The organism is Caballeronia humi, from assembly GCF_001544475.1.
Lineage (GTDB): Bacteria > Pseudomonadota > Gammaproteobacteria > Burkholderiales > Burkholderiaceae > Caballeronia > Caballeronia humi.
Map to the genome: position 1 here is coordinate 285436 of NZ_FCNW02000002.1, position 13983 is coordinate 299418.

Below are 13983 nucleotides of genomic sequence, written 5' to 3' on the forward strand. Positions count from 1 at the left end.
GCGGCTTGCCCCAGTGCGATGATTGTAATTTCGGCTTGCCTCGCGCGACAAAGCAGTATCCCACTTTGAACGGAGGAGCATCGCATGCAGGCTTTCTTCATTCGTCTCGTGGCGGGCGCGCTCGCCGCCGTCACCGCGTGGCCGGCGCTTGCCGGCTCCTGCACGGCGACGAGCCCGGCGCATCGTGTGGCGCTCGTCGAGCTTTATACGAGCGAGGGCTGCAGCAGTTGCCCGCCCGCCGACCGCTGGTTGAGCAAGTTCGACCGTGCGCGCAAAAGCGATGCTGCCGTGCCGATCGCGTTGCACGTTGACTACTGGGACAGCCTCGGCTGGAAGGACCGCTTCGCTCAAGCGTCGTTTACGGGCAGGCAGCAGCGCCTGTCGACGCAGGGCGGGCAACGCGTCGTCTACACGCCGGAGGTGTTCGTCGCGGGCCGCGAGTGGCGCAATTGGTCGGATGGTTCGAGCGTCGATGCGCGCATCAGGCAGATGAATGCCGAAGCGCCGCTCGCCGATATCCGCATCGAAACGAGTACGCAGATTGAGGGCAGGCTCGCATTCGACGCCGCGTTCAGCGCGCGCCCGAATCTTCCCGCCGATGCCGTCGCGTACGCGGCCATCATCGAAAGCGGATTGCAGAGCCAGGTGCAGGCGGGCGAGAACCGGGGCGTGCTACTTCATCACGATCGTGTGGTGCGGCGCTGGATTGGGCCCGTGCGCATCGCCGATGGCCGCGCCAGACTGACCGGCGACTACGCGGGCGAGCCGAAGACGAAGTACAGCGTGGTCGCCTTCGTCGAAAACGCGGCGACGGGCGAAGTTCTTCAGGTGGCGGAAGCGGCATGCGGGGGTTGAGTCATCGGTAGAATGAGCCGCTGACCTACCACGCAAACCCAAGATGACCACCATCCAGAGTTTCGACGAACCCAATACAGCGCGCCTCCTGCCCTATGACCGCCTCGTGGCGACGCTCGAAGCCACGATGCTCGATTACGCCGACGGACGCATCGTGAGCCCCGAGCGCATGGTGGTGCCGCTCGCAGACGGCGCCGTGATGCTCTCGATGCCCGCGAGCGCCGCCGATCTCGCAATGCACAAACTCGTCAACGTGTGCCCGCGCAACCGCGCGCTCGGCTTGCCGACGATCCACGGCCAGGTGACGGCGTTCGATGCATCGACGGGCGTGCCGCAATTCATGCTCGACGGCCCGACGGTCACCGGCCGCCGGACCGCCGCCGTGACTATGCTGGGCATCAGATGCTTGACGGAACGCGCGCCCGGCGAGGTGCTCGTCATCGGCACGGGCAAGCAGGCGCTGCACCATGTCGAGGCGCTGGCGAGCCTTTATCCGGCGACGCGCATCCTGATTCTCGGGTCGCAGCCTGCGCGTGCCGAAGCGTTTTGCGCGGCGCATCGGGCGTTGTCGCCGACTCTCGCGCCGCTCCTGAGCCGGGATATCCCCGATTCGATCGATGTCGTCATCACGACGACCACCAGCAAGAAGCCCGTCTACACGCTCGCGCCGAAACCGGGGCGGCTCGTGATCGGCGTCGGCGCGTTCACGCCGGACGCGGCGGAAATCGCGGCATCGACGATTCTCGCGAGCGATGTCTTTGTCGACGATGCCGCCGGCGCGCGCCACGAAGCGGGTGATCTGATCCAGGCGGGGATCGGCTGGGACGAGGTGCAGCCGCTTTCGAACGTGCTGAAGAAAACGGCGCGAATCACGCGGCCCGTCGTCTTCAAGACCGTGGGATGCGCGGCGTGGGATCTCGCGGCCTGCCGCGTGGCGCGCGACGTCTTATCAGAAGAATAAGGGTGTACGCGGATTCGTTCGTCGCCTGGAATGGTCCTTGCTCGCTTCGGGTTCTTTGTTGCTTCAATCCGGACTAAACAATGAATCGTCGACAAGACACGCAGTGGGCATCACCCGCAGCTTCCTGGGCCGGAGCGCCCGCCGACCGGGCGACGCCGCCCGCCGCCTATTTCATCTCCGTGCTCGAACTCGCCACCGGCGAAAAGCTTGGCAACGACGAACGTCTGCGCGCCGTCGCGATGCTCGAAGCGCAGTTCGGCACGGGCCGTCCGCGCACGCTGTCGGAGGCGGTGCGCATCTGCGCGGGCGCCATCGACTCGTCGACGCTTCAGCGCATGGCGCGCGGCGCCAAGGCGTAGTTTCTTCACACGCTGGTAAGAATCGCAGGTATACGCACGCGCCATCCGGCGTCGTGACGTGTGAGTACGAGCGTCGACAGCGGCTCGAAATCCATCGCATAGACCGATTCGAGCGGTGCATCGAGCACTCGCGCGAGCGTGACCTTGAGCGCAAGCGCATGGGTGACGATCATGTGGGAGCCGCCTTGCGCGTATCGCTCGTAGCCGCTCATGATGCGTCCGGCCAGCGCTTCGAGACTTTCCCCGCCATGCGGCGCGCTGAACGGATCGGACAGCCACGCTTCCAGTCCTATGGCGTCTTCATCGTGCACGTCACGAATCGAACGGCCGTGCCAGCGACCGTAGTCGAGATCATCGAACGATTGATCGATCAGCGCTTCGTCATCGAATAGCGCCGCCGTTTCGCGCGCGGCCCGCGCCGCGCTTGTCACCACTCGCCGCTTCGCCATCACGAGATCGACCGCCTCGATTGGGTCGTCCGACGTCGGGAACCTGCCCGTCTTCATCGCGTGGGTCGCGGCGTGGCAAATCAAGGTGAGTTCGGTCTTCATGCTTTACTTTGCCGTCGATCATCTTAGAATGGCAAGCTTGCAGTGCGAGGAAGTCGGTGAAAACCCGGCACGGTCGCGCCACTGTGAGCGGATGCGCCGATCGAGGCGTGCCCGCGAGTCAGACCCCCGCTGCATCCTTCCTTCGTCTTCGCTTCATCTTTGGGACGCGTCTTTCCCTGGAGAACACTATGTCCGCTTCGGCCCATCTCGCTGCCCCAGTTTCGCCCGTAATCGATGCACCCGTACCCATTCCGGTGCGTGAAGTGCTGCCGTGGGCCATTTTTCTCGGCCTCATCCTCCTGATCGCGATCTATTTCGTCGGCGCGGAGCAGGGCGCGACCGCGATCTTTTCGGGCACCTATATCCACGAATTCGTGCACGACGGACGCCATCTGCTCGGTTTCCCCTGCCACTGAGGACGCACGATGATTCGCAATCTGTTGATACGCGGCATGCTCGCGGGACTGGTCGCGGGCCTCGTCGGCTGCGGCTTCGCGAAGACGTTCGGCGAGCCATCGGTCGCGCGCGCGATCGCGTTCGAGGAGCAGCACGAACATTCGCACGATCATGCGCAAGCCAGCGCCGATGCCACGCAAGCAGCCCACTCGCACGATCACGGTGACGACGAGGAAATCGTCAGCCGCGATACGCAATCCGGGCTGGGTCTGCTGACCGGCGTCGCGGTGTTCGGCACGGCGCTGGGCGGTTTGTTCTCGCTCGTGTTCGCGTTCGCTTATGGGCGGCTTGGCGCGTTGCGCGCACGCGGGACGTCCGCGATGCTCGCGCTCTTCGGGTTCGTCAGCGTGGCCATCGTGCCGTTTCTCAAGTACCCGCCGAATCCACCGGCCGTCGGAAATCCCGAAACGATCGGGCCGCGCACCACGCTCTTTTTCAGCATGATCGCGATTTCGATCGTGGCCGCCGTGCTCGCCGTGTGGTTGCAACGGCGCCTCGACAAGCAGCACGGCGGGTGGAACGCGACGCTCATGGCAGGCGCTGCGTATGTCGTGCTGATCGCGCTCGCGCAGTTCGTGCTGCCTTCCATCGACGAAGTGCCCGCCGGGTTCCCGGCATCGCTGCTGTGGAATTTCCGGATTGCGTCGGTTGGCATTCAGGCGTTGCTGTGGACGACGCTCGGGCTCGTTTTCGGCGCGCTCGCCGCGCGTGAACTGGAGCGCGCGCCGATACGCCGTGTGGCGCACGCCTGACGTTTCAAGGTAACGCGCAACGCAAGGCGGCTGCTAACCCAGCCGCCTTTTTGCTTTGCGCTCGATGAGCGCGGGAAAGAGCGCGAGCTTGCCGGCATCGTCCATCGTCTTCCATGCCTTGATCTCCGCGCGATCCCTGAAGCAGCCTTCGCAGAGGCCCGTCGTCTGGTCGAGGCGGCACACGTTCGTGCACGGCGAGCCAATCGGTTGTTGCGACTTCGCGCGCTCGATCGTGAAGGTGAGTTCGAATATCGTCGTTGTCGTCGTGTTCATAGCGGTTCGCCGCGGAAGAGCGCAGCGACGGCAGCCGGATTCGACGGCCAGTAAGTGTGCATGTAAGTCGCGGTGATCGGTCCATGCCGATACAACGCCTCGCCCTCGGCGCCCGTCGTTGCGTGCGTCGCGATGAGGTGCGGCTGAATCGGCGTGGTCATCGACGAATAGTGGAACGTGTGACCCGTTGCCATGCCATGTGAGGTATCGATGCGCTGCATCGCGAGGCGTGCGAGGCGTTTCTGCATGGCGGCATCGCCGGGCAGGAGGCCGAGCATCGCGTGCTGCGCGCCGTCGATGGTCCGCAGCGAATCGAGCAGATACAGCATGCCGCCGCATTCGGCCACCACGGGCCTTTCGCTCCGCACATGCGCCGTGATCGAAGCCGCCGTGCGCGCGTTATGCGCAAGCGTCGCGGCGTGCAGTTCGGGATAGCCGCCGGGGAGATAGAGCGCATCCGCGCCATCGGGAACGGGATCGTCCGCGAGCGGAGAGAACGTGCTGACGCGTGCGCCCATCGTTCGCAGCAAATCGACGTTCGCGGGATAGACGAACGAAAACGCGGCATCGCGCGCCACCGCGATATGAAAGCCTTCGAGCAGAAGCGGCGCTTCGGGCAGCGCCTGATCCTCGAACTGCACGACGGGCGGCAGATCGTTTAGCGCAGTCTTCCCGATCGCATCCGCCGCGCGATCGAGACGCGCATCGAGGTCGGCGATTTCAGCCGCCTGCGTGAGACCGAGATGGCGATCGGGCAGCGCGATATCGTCCGCGTTCGACAGATGCCCGCAAAAGCGCAGGCCCTCGGGAATCGCTTCGCTCAGCATCTGCGCATGCCGTGCCGACGCCACGCGATTCGCGAGCACGCCATGAAACGGCAAGCCGGGACGATAACGCGCGAGTCCAAAGGCAAGGGCGCCAAAGGTCTGCGCCATGCCGTGCGCGCCGATCACGGCGAGCACCGGGACGCCGAACGCGGTCGCCAGATCGGCGCTGCTCGGCGTGCCGTCGAAGAGGCCCATCACGCCTTCGATCAGGATCAGGTCGGCGTCGCGCGCAGCATCGGCGAGCAAGGCGCGGCACGCGTCCACGCCCACCATCCACAGATGCAGCGAATACACCGGCGACCCCGACGCGCGTTCGAGAATCATCGGGTCGAGAAAATCCGGCCCGGTCTTGAAGACGCGCACGCGTCGTCCGAGCCGCGCGTGATGGCGCGCGAGCGCGGCCGTGACGGTGGTTTTGCCCTGATGCGAAGCCGGGGCGCTGATGAAGAGAGCGGGGCAGGCGCGCATCGGCTCAGTACTCGACGCCGCGTTGTGCCTTCACGCCCTGCTCGCGATACGGGTGCTTCACGAGCCGCATCTCGGTGACGAGATCGGCGGCCTCGATCAGCGCATCGGGCGCGTGGCGGCCGGTGACGACGACATGCAGCGTAGCGGGCCGCGCGTTGAGCACGGCAAGCACTTCGTCGAGCGGGAGGTATTCGTACTTGAGCACGGCGTTCAGCTCGTCGAGCACGACCATCTGGTACTCGCCGCTTTCGATCATCCTGCGCGCCGCGTCCCAGCCTTTGCGCGCAGTGGCGATGTCGGCGTCGCGGTTCTGCGTGTTCCAGGTGTAGCCGTCGCCCATCGTGATGAAGTCGCAATTGGCGATCGCCGCGAGGAAATCGCGCTCCGACGTATGCAGCGCGCCCTTGATGAACTGCACGACGCCGAGTTTCATGCCGTGTCCGAGCACGCGCACGGCCATGCCGAACGCGGCCGTCGTCTTGCCCTTACCGTTGCCGGTGTTGACGATCAGGAGGCCCTTCTCATGATCGGCGGCGGCCTGCTTCTTCTCGTGGCCTTCCTTGCGACGCTGCGTCATGCGCAGATGGGATTCGGGATCGGTCTTCATGCGTGGCTCTTCGATGTGTTGAGTGTGATGCGGTCGGCGGCGATCGCGACGGTCACGCCGTCCGCAACCGTCTTCGTGACGACGATGCGCCCGCCGTGCGAGGCGAGCAGCGCGCAGGGTTCGCATACGCCGCCGACGTCGAGATGTTTTTGAACGTGCGGGGATGCCGAAGTTTCGACGCCGGCGATTTGCGCGGCAGTGAACAGCCGAAGCGGCAACGCGTGACGCGTGCAGAAGTCGAGCAACGCGGCTTCGCCGGCCTTGCTCTCGATGCTCGCGATCACGCGCACATCGTCGAGCGAAAGCGCGCCGAGCGCTGCATGCACAGCCGCTTCGATCTGCGCGACGCTCACGCCGCGCCTGCATCCGATGCCGACGGCGATCGTCCTCACGTTCGGTCCCCGAGCGCCGCGACCGAGCCGATCACGACGATCGCCGGTGCCCCGAGCGACGCGGTCTTCACGGCATCGGGCAACTGTTCGAGCGGCGCGCGCAGATGTCGCTGCTCGGGACGCGTCGCGGCGGCGATGGCGGCGCTGGGCGTCTGCGGATCGAGGCCCGCGGCAAGCAGCGCCGCGACGATCTCGCCGAGCCGCCGCATGCCCATATAGATGACGAGCGTCATCTTTGTCGCGACGAGCGCGTTCCAGTCGGGCTCGCGATTGCCGGTGTCGCCGCTTGCGCCGTGGCCCGTGACGAACACGACGCCCATCGCGTGATCGCGATGCGTGACCGGAATGCCCACCGACGCGGGCGCCGCGATTCCCGCCGTAATGCCGCTGATCACTTCGACGTGCACGCCTTCGTCGGCGAGCGCCTGCACTTCCTCGCCGCCGCGCCCGAACACGAACGGATCGCCGCCCTTCAGGCGCGCGACGCGGCGCCCCGCATGGACGTGCGTGAGCATCAGCTCGAAGATGACGGCCTGCGGCGTCGACGGCTGTCCACCGCGCTTGCCGACGTACGTGATGAGCGCGTCGTCGCGTGCGAACTTGAGGACGTCGGGATTGACGAGATCGTCGACGAGCACGACGTCCGCTTCCGAGAGCGCGCGCACGGCCTTGAGCGTCATCAGCTCGACGTCGCCGGGGCCGGCGCCGATCAGGTGGACGCTGCCTGGGCGTGCGGTCATGCCGCTGCTCCGCGAGGCTGCACGCGATGGAAATCGATAGCTGGATTCATGTGATGCGGGTTGAAATCAATACGACGCCGCACATCCGTCCCTCGCGGATGCGGCGTTTCGGCGAACCGCGCCGTTGAGAAGCACGCGTTTTCGCCACTTGCGCTGGCCGGTATCCGGGCTTGCGACCTCATGCCGTTCGCCTTCCCGCGCGTGCTGCCGCGCAGTGGCCGTGAAAGGAATGCGCGGCGCTCCAAGCTTAAAAAGCGCCGCCGGTCGCGTACCGTTGCGGGGACAGCACAGGTTGGCTCTATTTTGCTCCCTGTTTCCCGTTTGACTATGCCTGCTTCGAAGCGCATGCATGAGCACCAGACGCGGGCCAAAGATATCACAGGAATGGGGCCGCATGCCCCGCGTTTCTTGACGCTCGTGCGCTTGCAGCCTAGACTTGCTCGCAATTCTGGTGCTCGCGCGCGTGGATCTCTCGCGCGCGGTTAAACGGGAAGCAGGAAGCGGTCGGTCCTTTCACGGAACGTCCGCCAACTTGCGCTGCCCCCGCAACGGTAAGCGAAAGCCGCGCGCTTCGATTCATGCGCGGCAAAGCCGGCTTCGGTGCATGTGCTTTATTCAGCACATGCATGGCTCCACTGCGCAACGTGTTACGCGCGGGAAGGTGAAGCGGCGTTTTCGTCAGCCCGGATACCGGCCAGAAAAATCGGACACTATCGAACGAATCGTCGTCGCGGGGATGCGGCGCGCGATTTCTCCTCTCATCACGCTTTCCGGCTTGCGGGCATGCTGGTTCCGCACGAGTGAAAGCGCTGGCACCATACACACGGAGCAACGGATGCAAACGCGCAAAATCCCGGTGACGGTCGTTACCGGCTTTCTCGGCAGCGGCAAAACCACGCTGATGCGGCACATCTTGTCGAACGCGAATGGTCTGCGCATTGCGGTGATCGTCAACGAGTTCGGCGAGCTCGGCATCGATGGCGAGATCCTCAAGGGCTGCGGCATCGGTTGCGAAGACGAAGCGTCGTCGGGCGAGCGCAATCTTTATGAACTTGCCAACGGTTGCCTCTGCTGCACGGTGCAGGAGGAGTTCTATCCGGTGATGGAGCAGCTTGTCGAGCGGCGCGGACAAATCGATCACGTGCTCATCGAAACGTCGGGCCTCGCGTTGCCGAAGCCGCTCGTGCAGGCGTTCAACTGGCCGTCGATCAAGAACGCGTTCACGGTCGATGCGGTCGTCACCGTGGTCGACGGACCCGCTGCCGCAAGCGGCCAGTTCGCGGCGAACCCGCAAGCCGTCGATGCCCAGCGTCGCGCCGATCCGAATCTGGATCATGAATCGCCGCTGCATGAGTTGTTCGAGGATCAGTTGGCTTCGGCCGATCTCGTCATCCTGAACAAGACCGATCTGATCGATGACACGCAGCGGGCGCGAGTCGAAACGCTGATTCGTGGCGAAATTCCCGCCGAGGTGAAGATCGTGCCCGCGCATAGGGGCCAGCTCGATCTGCATGCGCTGCTCGGTCTGGAATCGGCATCGGAGAACACGATTCACCTGCGGCAGGATCACCACGGTTCCGTCGATGCCGAAGGTCACGTCGATCATCATCACGACGACTTCGATTCGGTTGTCGTTCATGCGCAGGTGGAGTCGCGTGAGCAGATCGTTGCGGCCTTGCAGACGCTCGTTGAGAGCAACACGATTTATCGCGTGAAGGGTTTCGCCGCGCTGCCCGGCGCGCCGATGCGGCTCGTCGTGCAGGGCGTCGGACGGCGCTTCGATAGTTACTTCGACCGTCGATGGGAAGCGAACGAGGCTGCGAGCCGCTTCGTGCTGATCGGCGAGGATCTTGATCAGCCCGCGCTGCAACGAGCGCTCGCGAACGCGCTGGCCGAGGCGTAAGGCCATGCATCTGTTGCGCACGACGCCTGGCGGTTTCGTCGATGACGCAGCGGGCGTCATGCGCATCGAGCAGACGCCCGCGCCGATCGTCGTGCTGAGTTCCGCCGATACCACGCTCTCTCTGCTCGCCAGCGTGTATCCGCGGCTGGAAGCGGGTTTTCCAGCGGTGCGGCTTGCGAACCAATCGTTTTTGCGGCAACCGGCATCGGTGGATTTCTACGTCGACGACGTGCTTCGTCACGCGCGTGTCGTGATCGTCGATCATCTCGGCGGCGAGGCTTACTGGCCGTACGGTATCGAGCGCGTCGTCGCATTGGCGAAGCGCGAGAAGCAGACGCTCGTGATGTTCTCCGGCGACTTGCAGGAGGACGCGAACCTCATAGCGAAGAGCACCGCCGATCCCGCGTTGTGCCACGAGCTATGGCGCTATCTGCGCGAAGGCGGAGCGCAAAACGCCGAGGAGTTTTTGCGCTGCATCGGCCATCGCGCGTTCGGCTGGGGACGCGAAGCGCGCGCGCCGAGCGCGCTGCCGGCCGTCGCGTTGTATCACCCGGCACGCGAAGTTGCGACTATCGAAGACTGGCAGGCGCGCTGGAACGAAGGCGCGCCGGTCGTCGCGATTCTTTTTTATCGCGCGCATCTGCAATCGGGCAACACGGCCGTCTTCGATGCGCTGATCGACGCGCTGGAAGCCGAAGACATGAATCCGTTGCCGATCGCGATGTCGTCGCTAAAGGATGCGGTGAGCCGCGAAGTCGTGCAGCAGTTGTGCGCGGAACATAACGCATCGCTTGTGCTGAACACGACGGCCTTCGCGGCGGGCGTCATCGACGATCCCGCGCCGTTCGAGCTCGCAGGTGATGCGCCGGTTCTGCAAGTGATTCTGAGCGGGGGCAATCGCGACGACTGGCTGCAGGACAATCACGGTCTCAACTCGCGCGACGTCGCGATGCACGTCGCTTTGCCTGAAGTCGACGGCCGCATCATCACGCGCGCGATCAGCTTCAAGGGCCTCGCGTATCGATGCAAGCACACGCAAGTGGATGTCGTGCGCTATCAACCCGATCATGAGCGCGTGCGTTTCGTCGCGGAACTGAGCCGCCGCTGGTGCCGCTTGCGGTCGATCGGCAATGCGCAAAAACGCGTCGCGCTGATCCTCGCGAACTATCCGCTGAGCGAAGGTCGCATTGGCAATGGCGTCGGGCTGGATACGCCTGCATCGGTCGTGAATATCCTTTCGATGCTCAACGATGCGGGCTATCGCACCGGCACGATTCCCGCCGATGGCGACGCGCTCATGCAATCGCTGACCGAAGGCGTGACGAACGATCCCATCGTGCGCGACATGCGTCCCGCGCTGCAAAGCCTTGCTCTCGACGACTATCTCGACGTCTTCCGCAAGCTGCCGTTCGACGTGCAGCAGGAACTGAACGCGCGTTGGGGTCCGCCGGAAGCGGACCCGTCGGTGCGTCATGGCCGCTTCATGATCGCGGGATGGCGCAGCGGCGAAGTGTTCATCGGCATTCAACCGGCGCGCTCGCGCGAACGCGGCGACTACGCGAGCTATCACGATGCCGAACTCGTGCCGCCGCATTCGTATCTCGCGTTCTACTTCTGGCTGCGCACGCGCTTGGCCGCCGATGCGATCGTGCACGTGGGCAAGCATGGCAATCTCGAATGGCTGCCGGGCAAGAGCATGGCGCTATCCGGTTCGTGCTGGCCCGACCTCACGCTTGGGGCCATGCCGCACCTGTATCCGTTCATCGTCAACGATCCGGGCGAGGGCAGCCAGGCGAAGCGCCGCGCGCAGGCGGTGATCATCGATCATCTGATGCCACCGCTCACGCGCGCCGAAAACTACGGGCCGTTGCAGGACCTGGAGCGGCAGGTCGACGAGTACTACGAGGCGCTGATGGTCGATCCGCGTCGCGCGAAATTGCTGCGCAAGACGATTCTTGAAGGCATCGTCGCGCATCGGCTGCATGAGGAACTGGGTGTCGATACGAACGATGATGATGCACTGCTCACACGCGCCGACGCCTACCTTTGCGAACTAAAGGAAGCGCAGATTCGTGATGGTTTGCATACGTTCGGTGCTTCGCCACAAGGCGTGCAGCGACGCGATACGCTGCTCGCGCTGGGCCGCTTTCCGAGCGGCGACGCACAGGGCGCGAACGCGAGCCTGCTCGCCGCGCTTGCACGCGACCTGCAACTCGGCGATGCGTTCGATCCGCTCGATTCCGATTGGGCCGCGCCGTGGACGGGCTTGCGTCCGGCCGCATTGAATGACGTGAGCGATGCCACATGGCGTCATCACGGCGACACGCGCGAGCGTCTTGAACTGCTGGCCTCAAAGCTGCTCGAATCGCAAGACATCGACGCGCACGCATGGCCGATCACATCGCCCGTGCTGAAGCGCCTCAAAGGCGACCTGCTCGCACGGCTCGACGCGTGCGGACCCCAAGAGCTGGAGCAGCTTCGACGCGGCCTCGAAGGCCGCTTCGTGCCGCCGGGCCCGAGCGGTTCACCATCGCGCGGACGTCCCGACGTGTTGCCCACCGGCCGCAATTTCTACTCCGTCGATACGCGCGCCTTGCCGACGCAAGCCGCATGGTCGATCGGTTTGAAGTCCGCGAATCTGCTGGTCGAGCGGCATTTGCAGGATCACGGCGACTACCCGCGAGCGGTGGGGTTGTCGGTGTGGGGCACGGCGACGATGCGCACCGGCGGCGACGATATCGCGCAGGCGCTCGCGCTGATGGGCGTGCGTCCGAAGTGGGCGGCGGGCAGCCACCGCGTGACCGACTTCGAGATTTTGCCAATCACGATCTTCAACCGTCCGCGCATCGACGTGACGTTGCGCGTGTCGGGTTTTTTCCGCGATGCGTTCGCGAACCTCATGCATCTCTTCGATGCCGCCGTGCAGGCGATCGCCGAACTCGACGACGAACCAGAAGACTTGAATCCGATCCGCGCTCGCATCATGCGCGAGCGCGATGCGCACATCGCGCTCGGGCTCGATGCGAAGGAAGCGCGTCTGCGCGCGGGATGGCGCGTGTTTAGCACGAAACCGGGCGCGTACGGCGCGGGCTTGCAGGAACTCATCGACGCGAAGCAATGGCAGGACGACACCGATCTCTCGCGCGCCTATCAAAGCACGGGCGGCTACGCGTATGCGCAAAGCGGCGATGGTGTCGACGCGCGCGAGATATTCGGCGCGCGGCTCGCGAGCATCGATGTCGTCGTGCAGAATCAGGACAACCGCGAGCACGACCTGCTCGATTCGAACGACTACCACCAGTTCCAGGGCGGCATGATCGCGGCGGTGCGGCATCTCTCCGGCTCGCAGCCGCAGGCCTACAACGCCGATCACAGCAACCCGGCCGCGCCGCGTATCCGCACGTTGAACGAGGAGATTTCGCGGGTAATACGCTCGCGCGTGGTGAACCCGAAATGGATCGACGGCGTGAAGCGCCACGGCTACAAGGGCGCGTCCGAACTGGCGGCGACGGTCGATTACCTGTTTGGTTACGATGCGACCGCGCGCGTGGTGTCGGATCACCAGTACGCGCTCGTGACCGATGCCTACGTGAACGACGCCGATACGCGCGAATTCATGCAACGCCACAATCCGCATGCGCTGCATTCGATCTGCGAGCGCCTGACCGAGGCGATGCAACGCGGCCTGTGGCAGAACCCTGGCGACTATCGGAGCCAAGTCGAACAACATCTGCTCGATGCCGAACAGCAAATCGAAGGCCAACGAACTTGAACGACACCGCACTTTCCCCCGTATTTCCGTTCGCCGCGCTCGTCGGGCAGGAACCGTTGCAGCAGGCGCTGCTGCTCGCGGCCGTCGATCCCGCGCTCGGTGGCGTGCTCGTCACCGGTCCGCGCGGCACGGCGAAATCGACGGCGGCGCGCGCGCTCGCCGAACTGTTGCCCGCGGGACGACTCGTCACGCTGCCGCTCGGCGCAAGCGAGGAGCAGTTGATCGGCACGCTCGATATCGAAAGCGCGTTACGCGACGGCGGCGTGAAGTTTTCGCCGGGGCTGATCGCGAAGGCGCATCAGGGCGTGCTCTATGTCGATGAAGTGAACCTGCTGCCGAATCCGCTCGTCGACCAGTTGCTCGATGTCGCCGCAAGCGGGGTGAACACGGTCGAGCGCGATGGCATTTCGCATCGGCATGAAGCGCGCTTCGTCCTGATCGGCACGATGAATCCGGAAGAAGGCGAGCTGCGTCCGCAATTGCTCGACCGCTTCGGGCTCGCGGTGCAACTCGGCAATTGCTTCGATGCTTCGGTGCGTCAGCGGATCGTCAAGGCGCGGCTCGCCTTCGATGCCGCGCCGCACGCGTTTCGCGAGCAGCATTCGAACGCGCAGGCGGCGCTCGCTGTTCGCATCCACGACGCTCGCGCCGCCCTCGCGAATCTCGATTTCGACGATGCCGTTCACGCGCACGTGAGCGAGCTTTGCATCGCGGCGCACGTCGATGGCTTGCGCGCCGATCTCGTGATGTTGCGCGCGGCGCGTGCGCTTGCCGCATTCGATAGTGCGAGCGATGTGAGCGTCGAGCATGTCGAGCGGGTGGCCGAATCGGTGCTGATGCATCGGCGACGCGAGCACGGCGCGCCGCCTCATGCGACGCACGACGCGCCTCGTTCCTCCCAACAGCAAGCCAACGACTCCGACTGGGGCTATCTGCCGCCCGAGCCCGTCGAAACATCGACGGTCAAGAACGTGAGGCCGCTTCAGCCAAAAAAAGTCTGAGCCATCGGAGGCCGGATTCAAGCGCCGAAGCAGGGCGCCTTCGATGGCTCGAACCGCGCGCGCGGG

The 13983-nt window shown here is 64.8% G+C and carries 14 protein-coding genes and 3 riboswitches; of the genes, 8 read left to right on the forward strand and 6 right to left on the reverse strand.

Going from position 1 to position 13983, the window contains the following annotated elements; genetic code table 11:
- The first annotated feature begins 84 nt into the window (after positions 1-84).
- The 3 genes from AWB65_RS04230 (at position 85) to AWB65_RS04240 (ending at position 2175) form a co-directional block, all read left to right on the forward strand.
- A complete protein-coding gene (locus AWB65_RS04230) occupies positions 85-855 on the forward strand; it encodes a DUF1223 domain-containing protein (RefSeq protein WP_087665938.1) in 771 nt (256 codons plus the stop codon).
- A gap of 43 nt (positions 856-898) precedes the next feature.
- Positions 899-1816 (forward strand): bifunctional Delta(1)-pyrroline-2-carboxylate/Delta(1)-piperideine-2-carboxylate reductase, encoded by a 918-nt coding sequence (lhpI, locus tag AWB65_RS04235; protein ID WP_087665939.1) that lies wholly within the window; start codon positions 899-901, stop codon positions 1814-1816.
- 80 nt (positions 1817-1896) lie between these two features.
- A complete protein-coding gene (locus AWB65_RS04240) occupies positions 1897-2175 on the forward strand; it encodes a hypothetical protein (protein WP_235007497.1) in 279 nt (92 codons plus the stop codon).
- 5 nt (positions 2176-2180) lie between these two features.
- On the opposite strand, the gene AWB65_RS04245 is transcribed toward AWB65_RS04240, so the two are convergent.
- On the reverse strand, positions 2181-2726 hold the full coding sequence (locus tag AWB65_RS04245; RefSeq protein ID WP_087665940.1) for a histidine phosphatase family protein: 546 nt from the start codon (positions 2724-2726) through the stop codon (positions 2181-2183).
- A 23-nt stretch (positions 2727-2749) separates the two neighbouring features.
- A riboswitch (cobalamin riboswitch) is annotated at positions 2750-2874 on the forward strand.
- 40 nt (positions 2875-2914) lie between these two features.
- Between AWB65_RS04245 and AWB65_RS04250 the strand changes: the two genes are divergently transcribed.
- Both AWB65_RS04250 and AWB65_RS04255 read left to right on the forward strand, forming a co-directional pair.
- On the forward strand, positions 2915-3142 hold the full coding sequence (locus AWB65_RS04250) for a CbtB domain-containing protein (RefSeq protein WP_087665941.1): 228 nt from the start codon (positions 2915-2917) through the stop codon (positions 3140-3142).
- Positions 3143-3151: 9 nt separating this feature from the next.
- A complete protein-coding gene (locus AWB65_RS04255; protein ID WP_087665942.1) occupies positions 3152-3934 on the forward strand; it encodes a CbtA family protein in 783 nt (260 codons plus the stop codon).
- A gap of 33 nt (positions 3935-3967) precedes the next feature.
- Here AWB65_RS04255 and AWB65_RS04260 read toward each other — a convergent pair whose 3' ends face one another.
- The 5 genes from AWB65_RS04260 to cobA are packed head-to-tail and all read right to left on the reverse strand — an operon-like array spanning position 3968 to position 7241.
- Complete coding sequence (locus AWB65_RS04260) at positions 3968-4207, reverse strand: DUF1289 domain-containing protein (protein WP_087665943.1); 240 nt, start codon at positions 4205-4207, stop codon at positions 3968-3970.
- Positions 4204-5502, reverse strand: coding sequence for a cobyrinic acid a,c-diamide synthase CobB (locus AWB65_RS04265; protein WP_087665944.1), 1299 nt, complete (start codon positions 5500-5502; stop codon positions 4204-4206). The genes AWB65_RS04260 and AWB65_RS04265 overlap by 4 nt, the downstream gene beginning before the upstream one ends.
- 4 nt (positions 5503-5506) lie before the next feature.
- Positions 5507-6109, reverse strand: a complete 603-nt coding sequence (gene cobO / locus AWB65_RS04270) for a cob(I)yrinic acid a,c-diamide adenosyltransferase (RefSeq protein ID WP_087665945.1) — start codon at positions 6107-6109, stop codon at positions 5507-5509.
- Positions 6106-6501, reverse strand: a complete 396-nt coding sequence (locus tag AWB65_RS04275; RefSeq protein ID WP_087665946.1) for a cobalamin biosynthesis protein — start codon at positions 6499-6501, stop codon at positions 6106-6108. The genes cobO and AWB65_RS04275 overlap by 4 nt, the downstream gene beginning before the upstream one ends.
- The gene (cobA, locus tag AWB65_RS04280) at positions 6498-7241 is read right to left on the reverse strand and encodes a uroporphyrinogen-III C-methyltransferase (protein WP_087665947.1); all 744 of its coding nucleotides are present in this window, start codon (positions 7239-7241) and stop codon (positions 6498-6500) included. Before cobA ends, AWB65_RS04275 begins: the two co-directional genes overlap by 4 nt.
- A 138-nt stretch (positions 7242-7379) precedes the next feature.
- Positions 7380-7618, reverse strand: a riboswitch (cobalamin riboswitch).
- Between the two features lie 55 nt (positions 7619-7673).
- Positions 7674-7954, forward strand: a riboswitch (cobalamin riboswitch).
- 122 nt (positions 7955-8076) lie between these two features.
- Between cobA and cobW the strand changes: the two genes are divergently transcribed.
- Genes cobW through AWB65_RS04295 form a run of 3 tightly spaced genes read left to right on the forward strand, consistent with a single transcriptional unit; the run spans position 8077 to position 13917 of the window.
- Positions 8077-9144 (forward strand): cobalamin biosynthesis protein CobW, encoded by a 1068-nt coding sequence (cobW, locus tag AWB65_RS04285; RefSeq protein WP_087665948.1) that lies wholly within the window; start codon positions 8077-8079, stop codon positions 9142-9144.
- A 4-nt stretch (positions 9145-9148) separates the two neighbouring features.
- Complete coding sequence (gene cobN / locus AWB65_RS04290) at positions 9149-12916, forward strand: cobaltochelatase subunit CobN (RefSeq protein WP_087665949.1); 3768 nt, start codon at positions 9149-9151, stop codon at positions 12914-12916.
- Positions 12913-13917 carry a magnesium chelatase ATPase subunit I gene (locus AWB65_RS04295; protein ID WP_087665950.1) on the forward strand — a complete coding sequence of 335 codons (1005 nt, stop codon included), beginning with the start codon at positions 12913-12915 and terminating at the stop codon, positions 13915-13917. The genes cobN and AWB65_RS04295 overlap by 4 nt, the downstream gene beginning before the upstream one ends.
- Positions 13918-13983 lie beyond the last annotated feature (66 nt).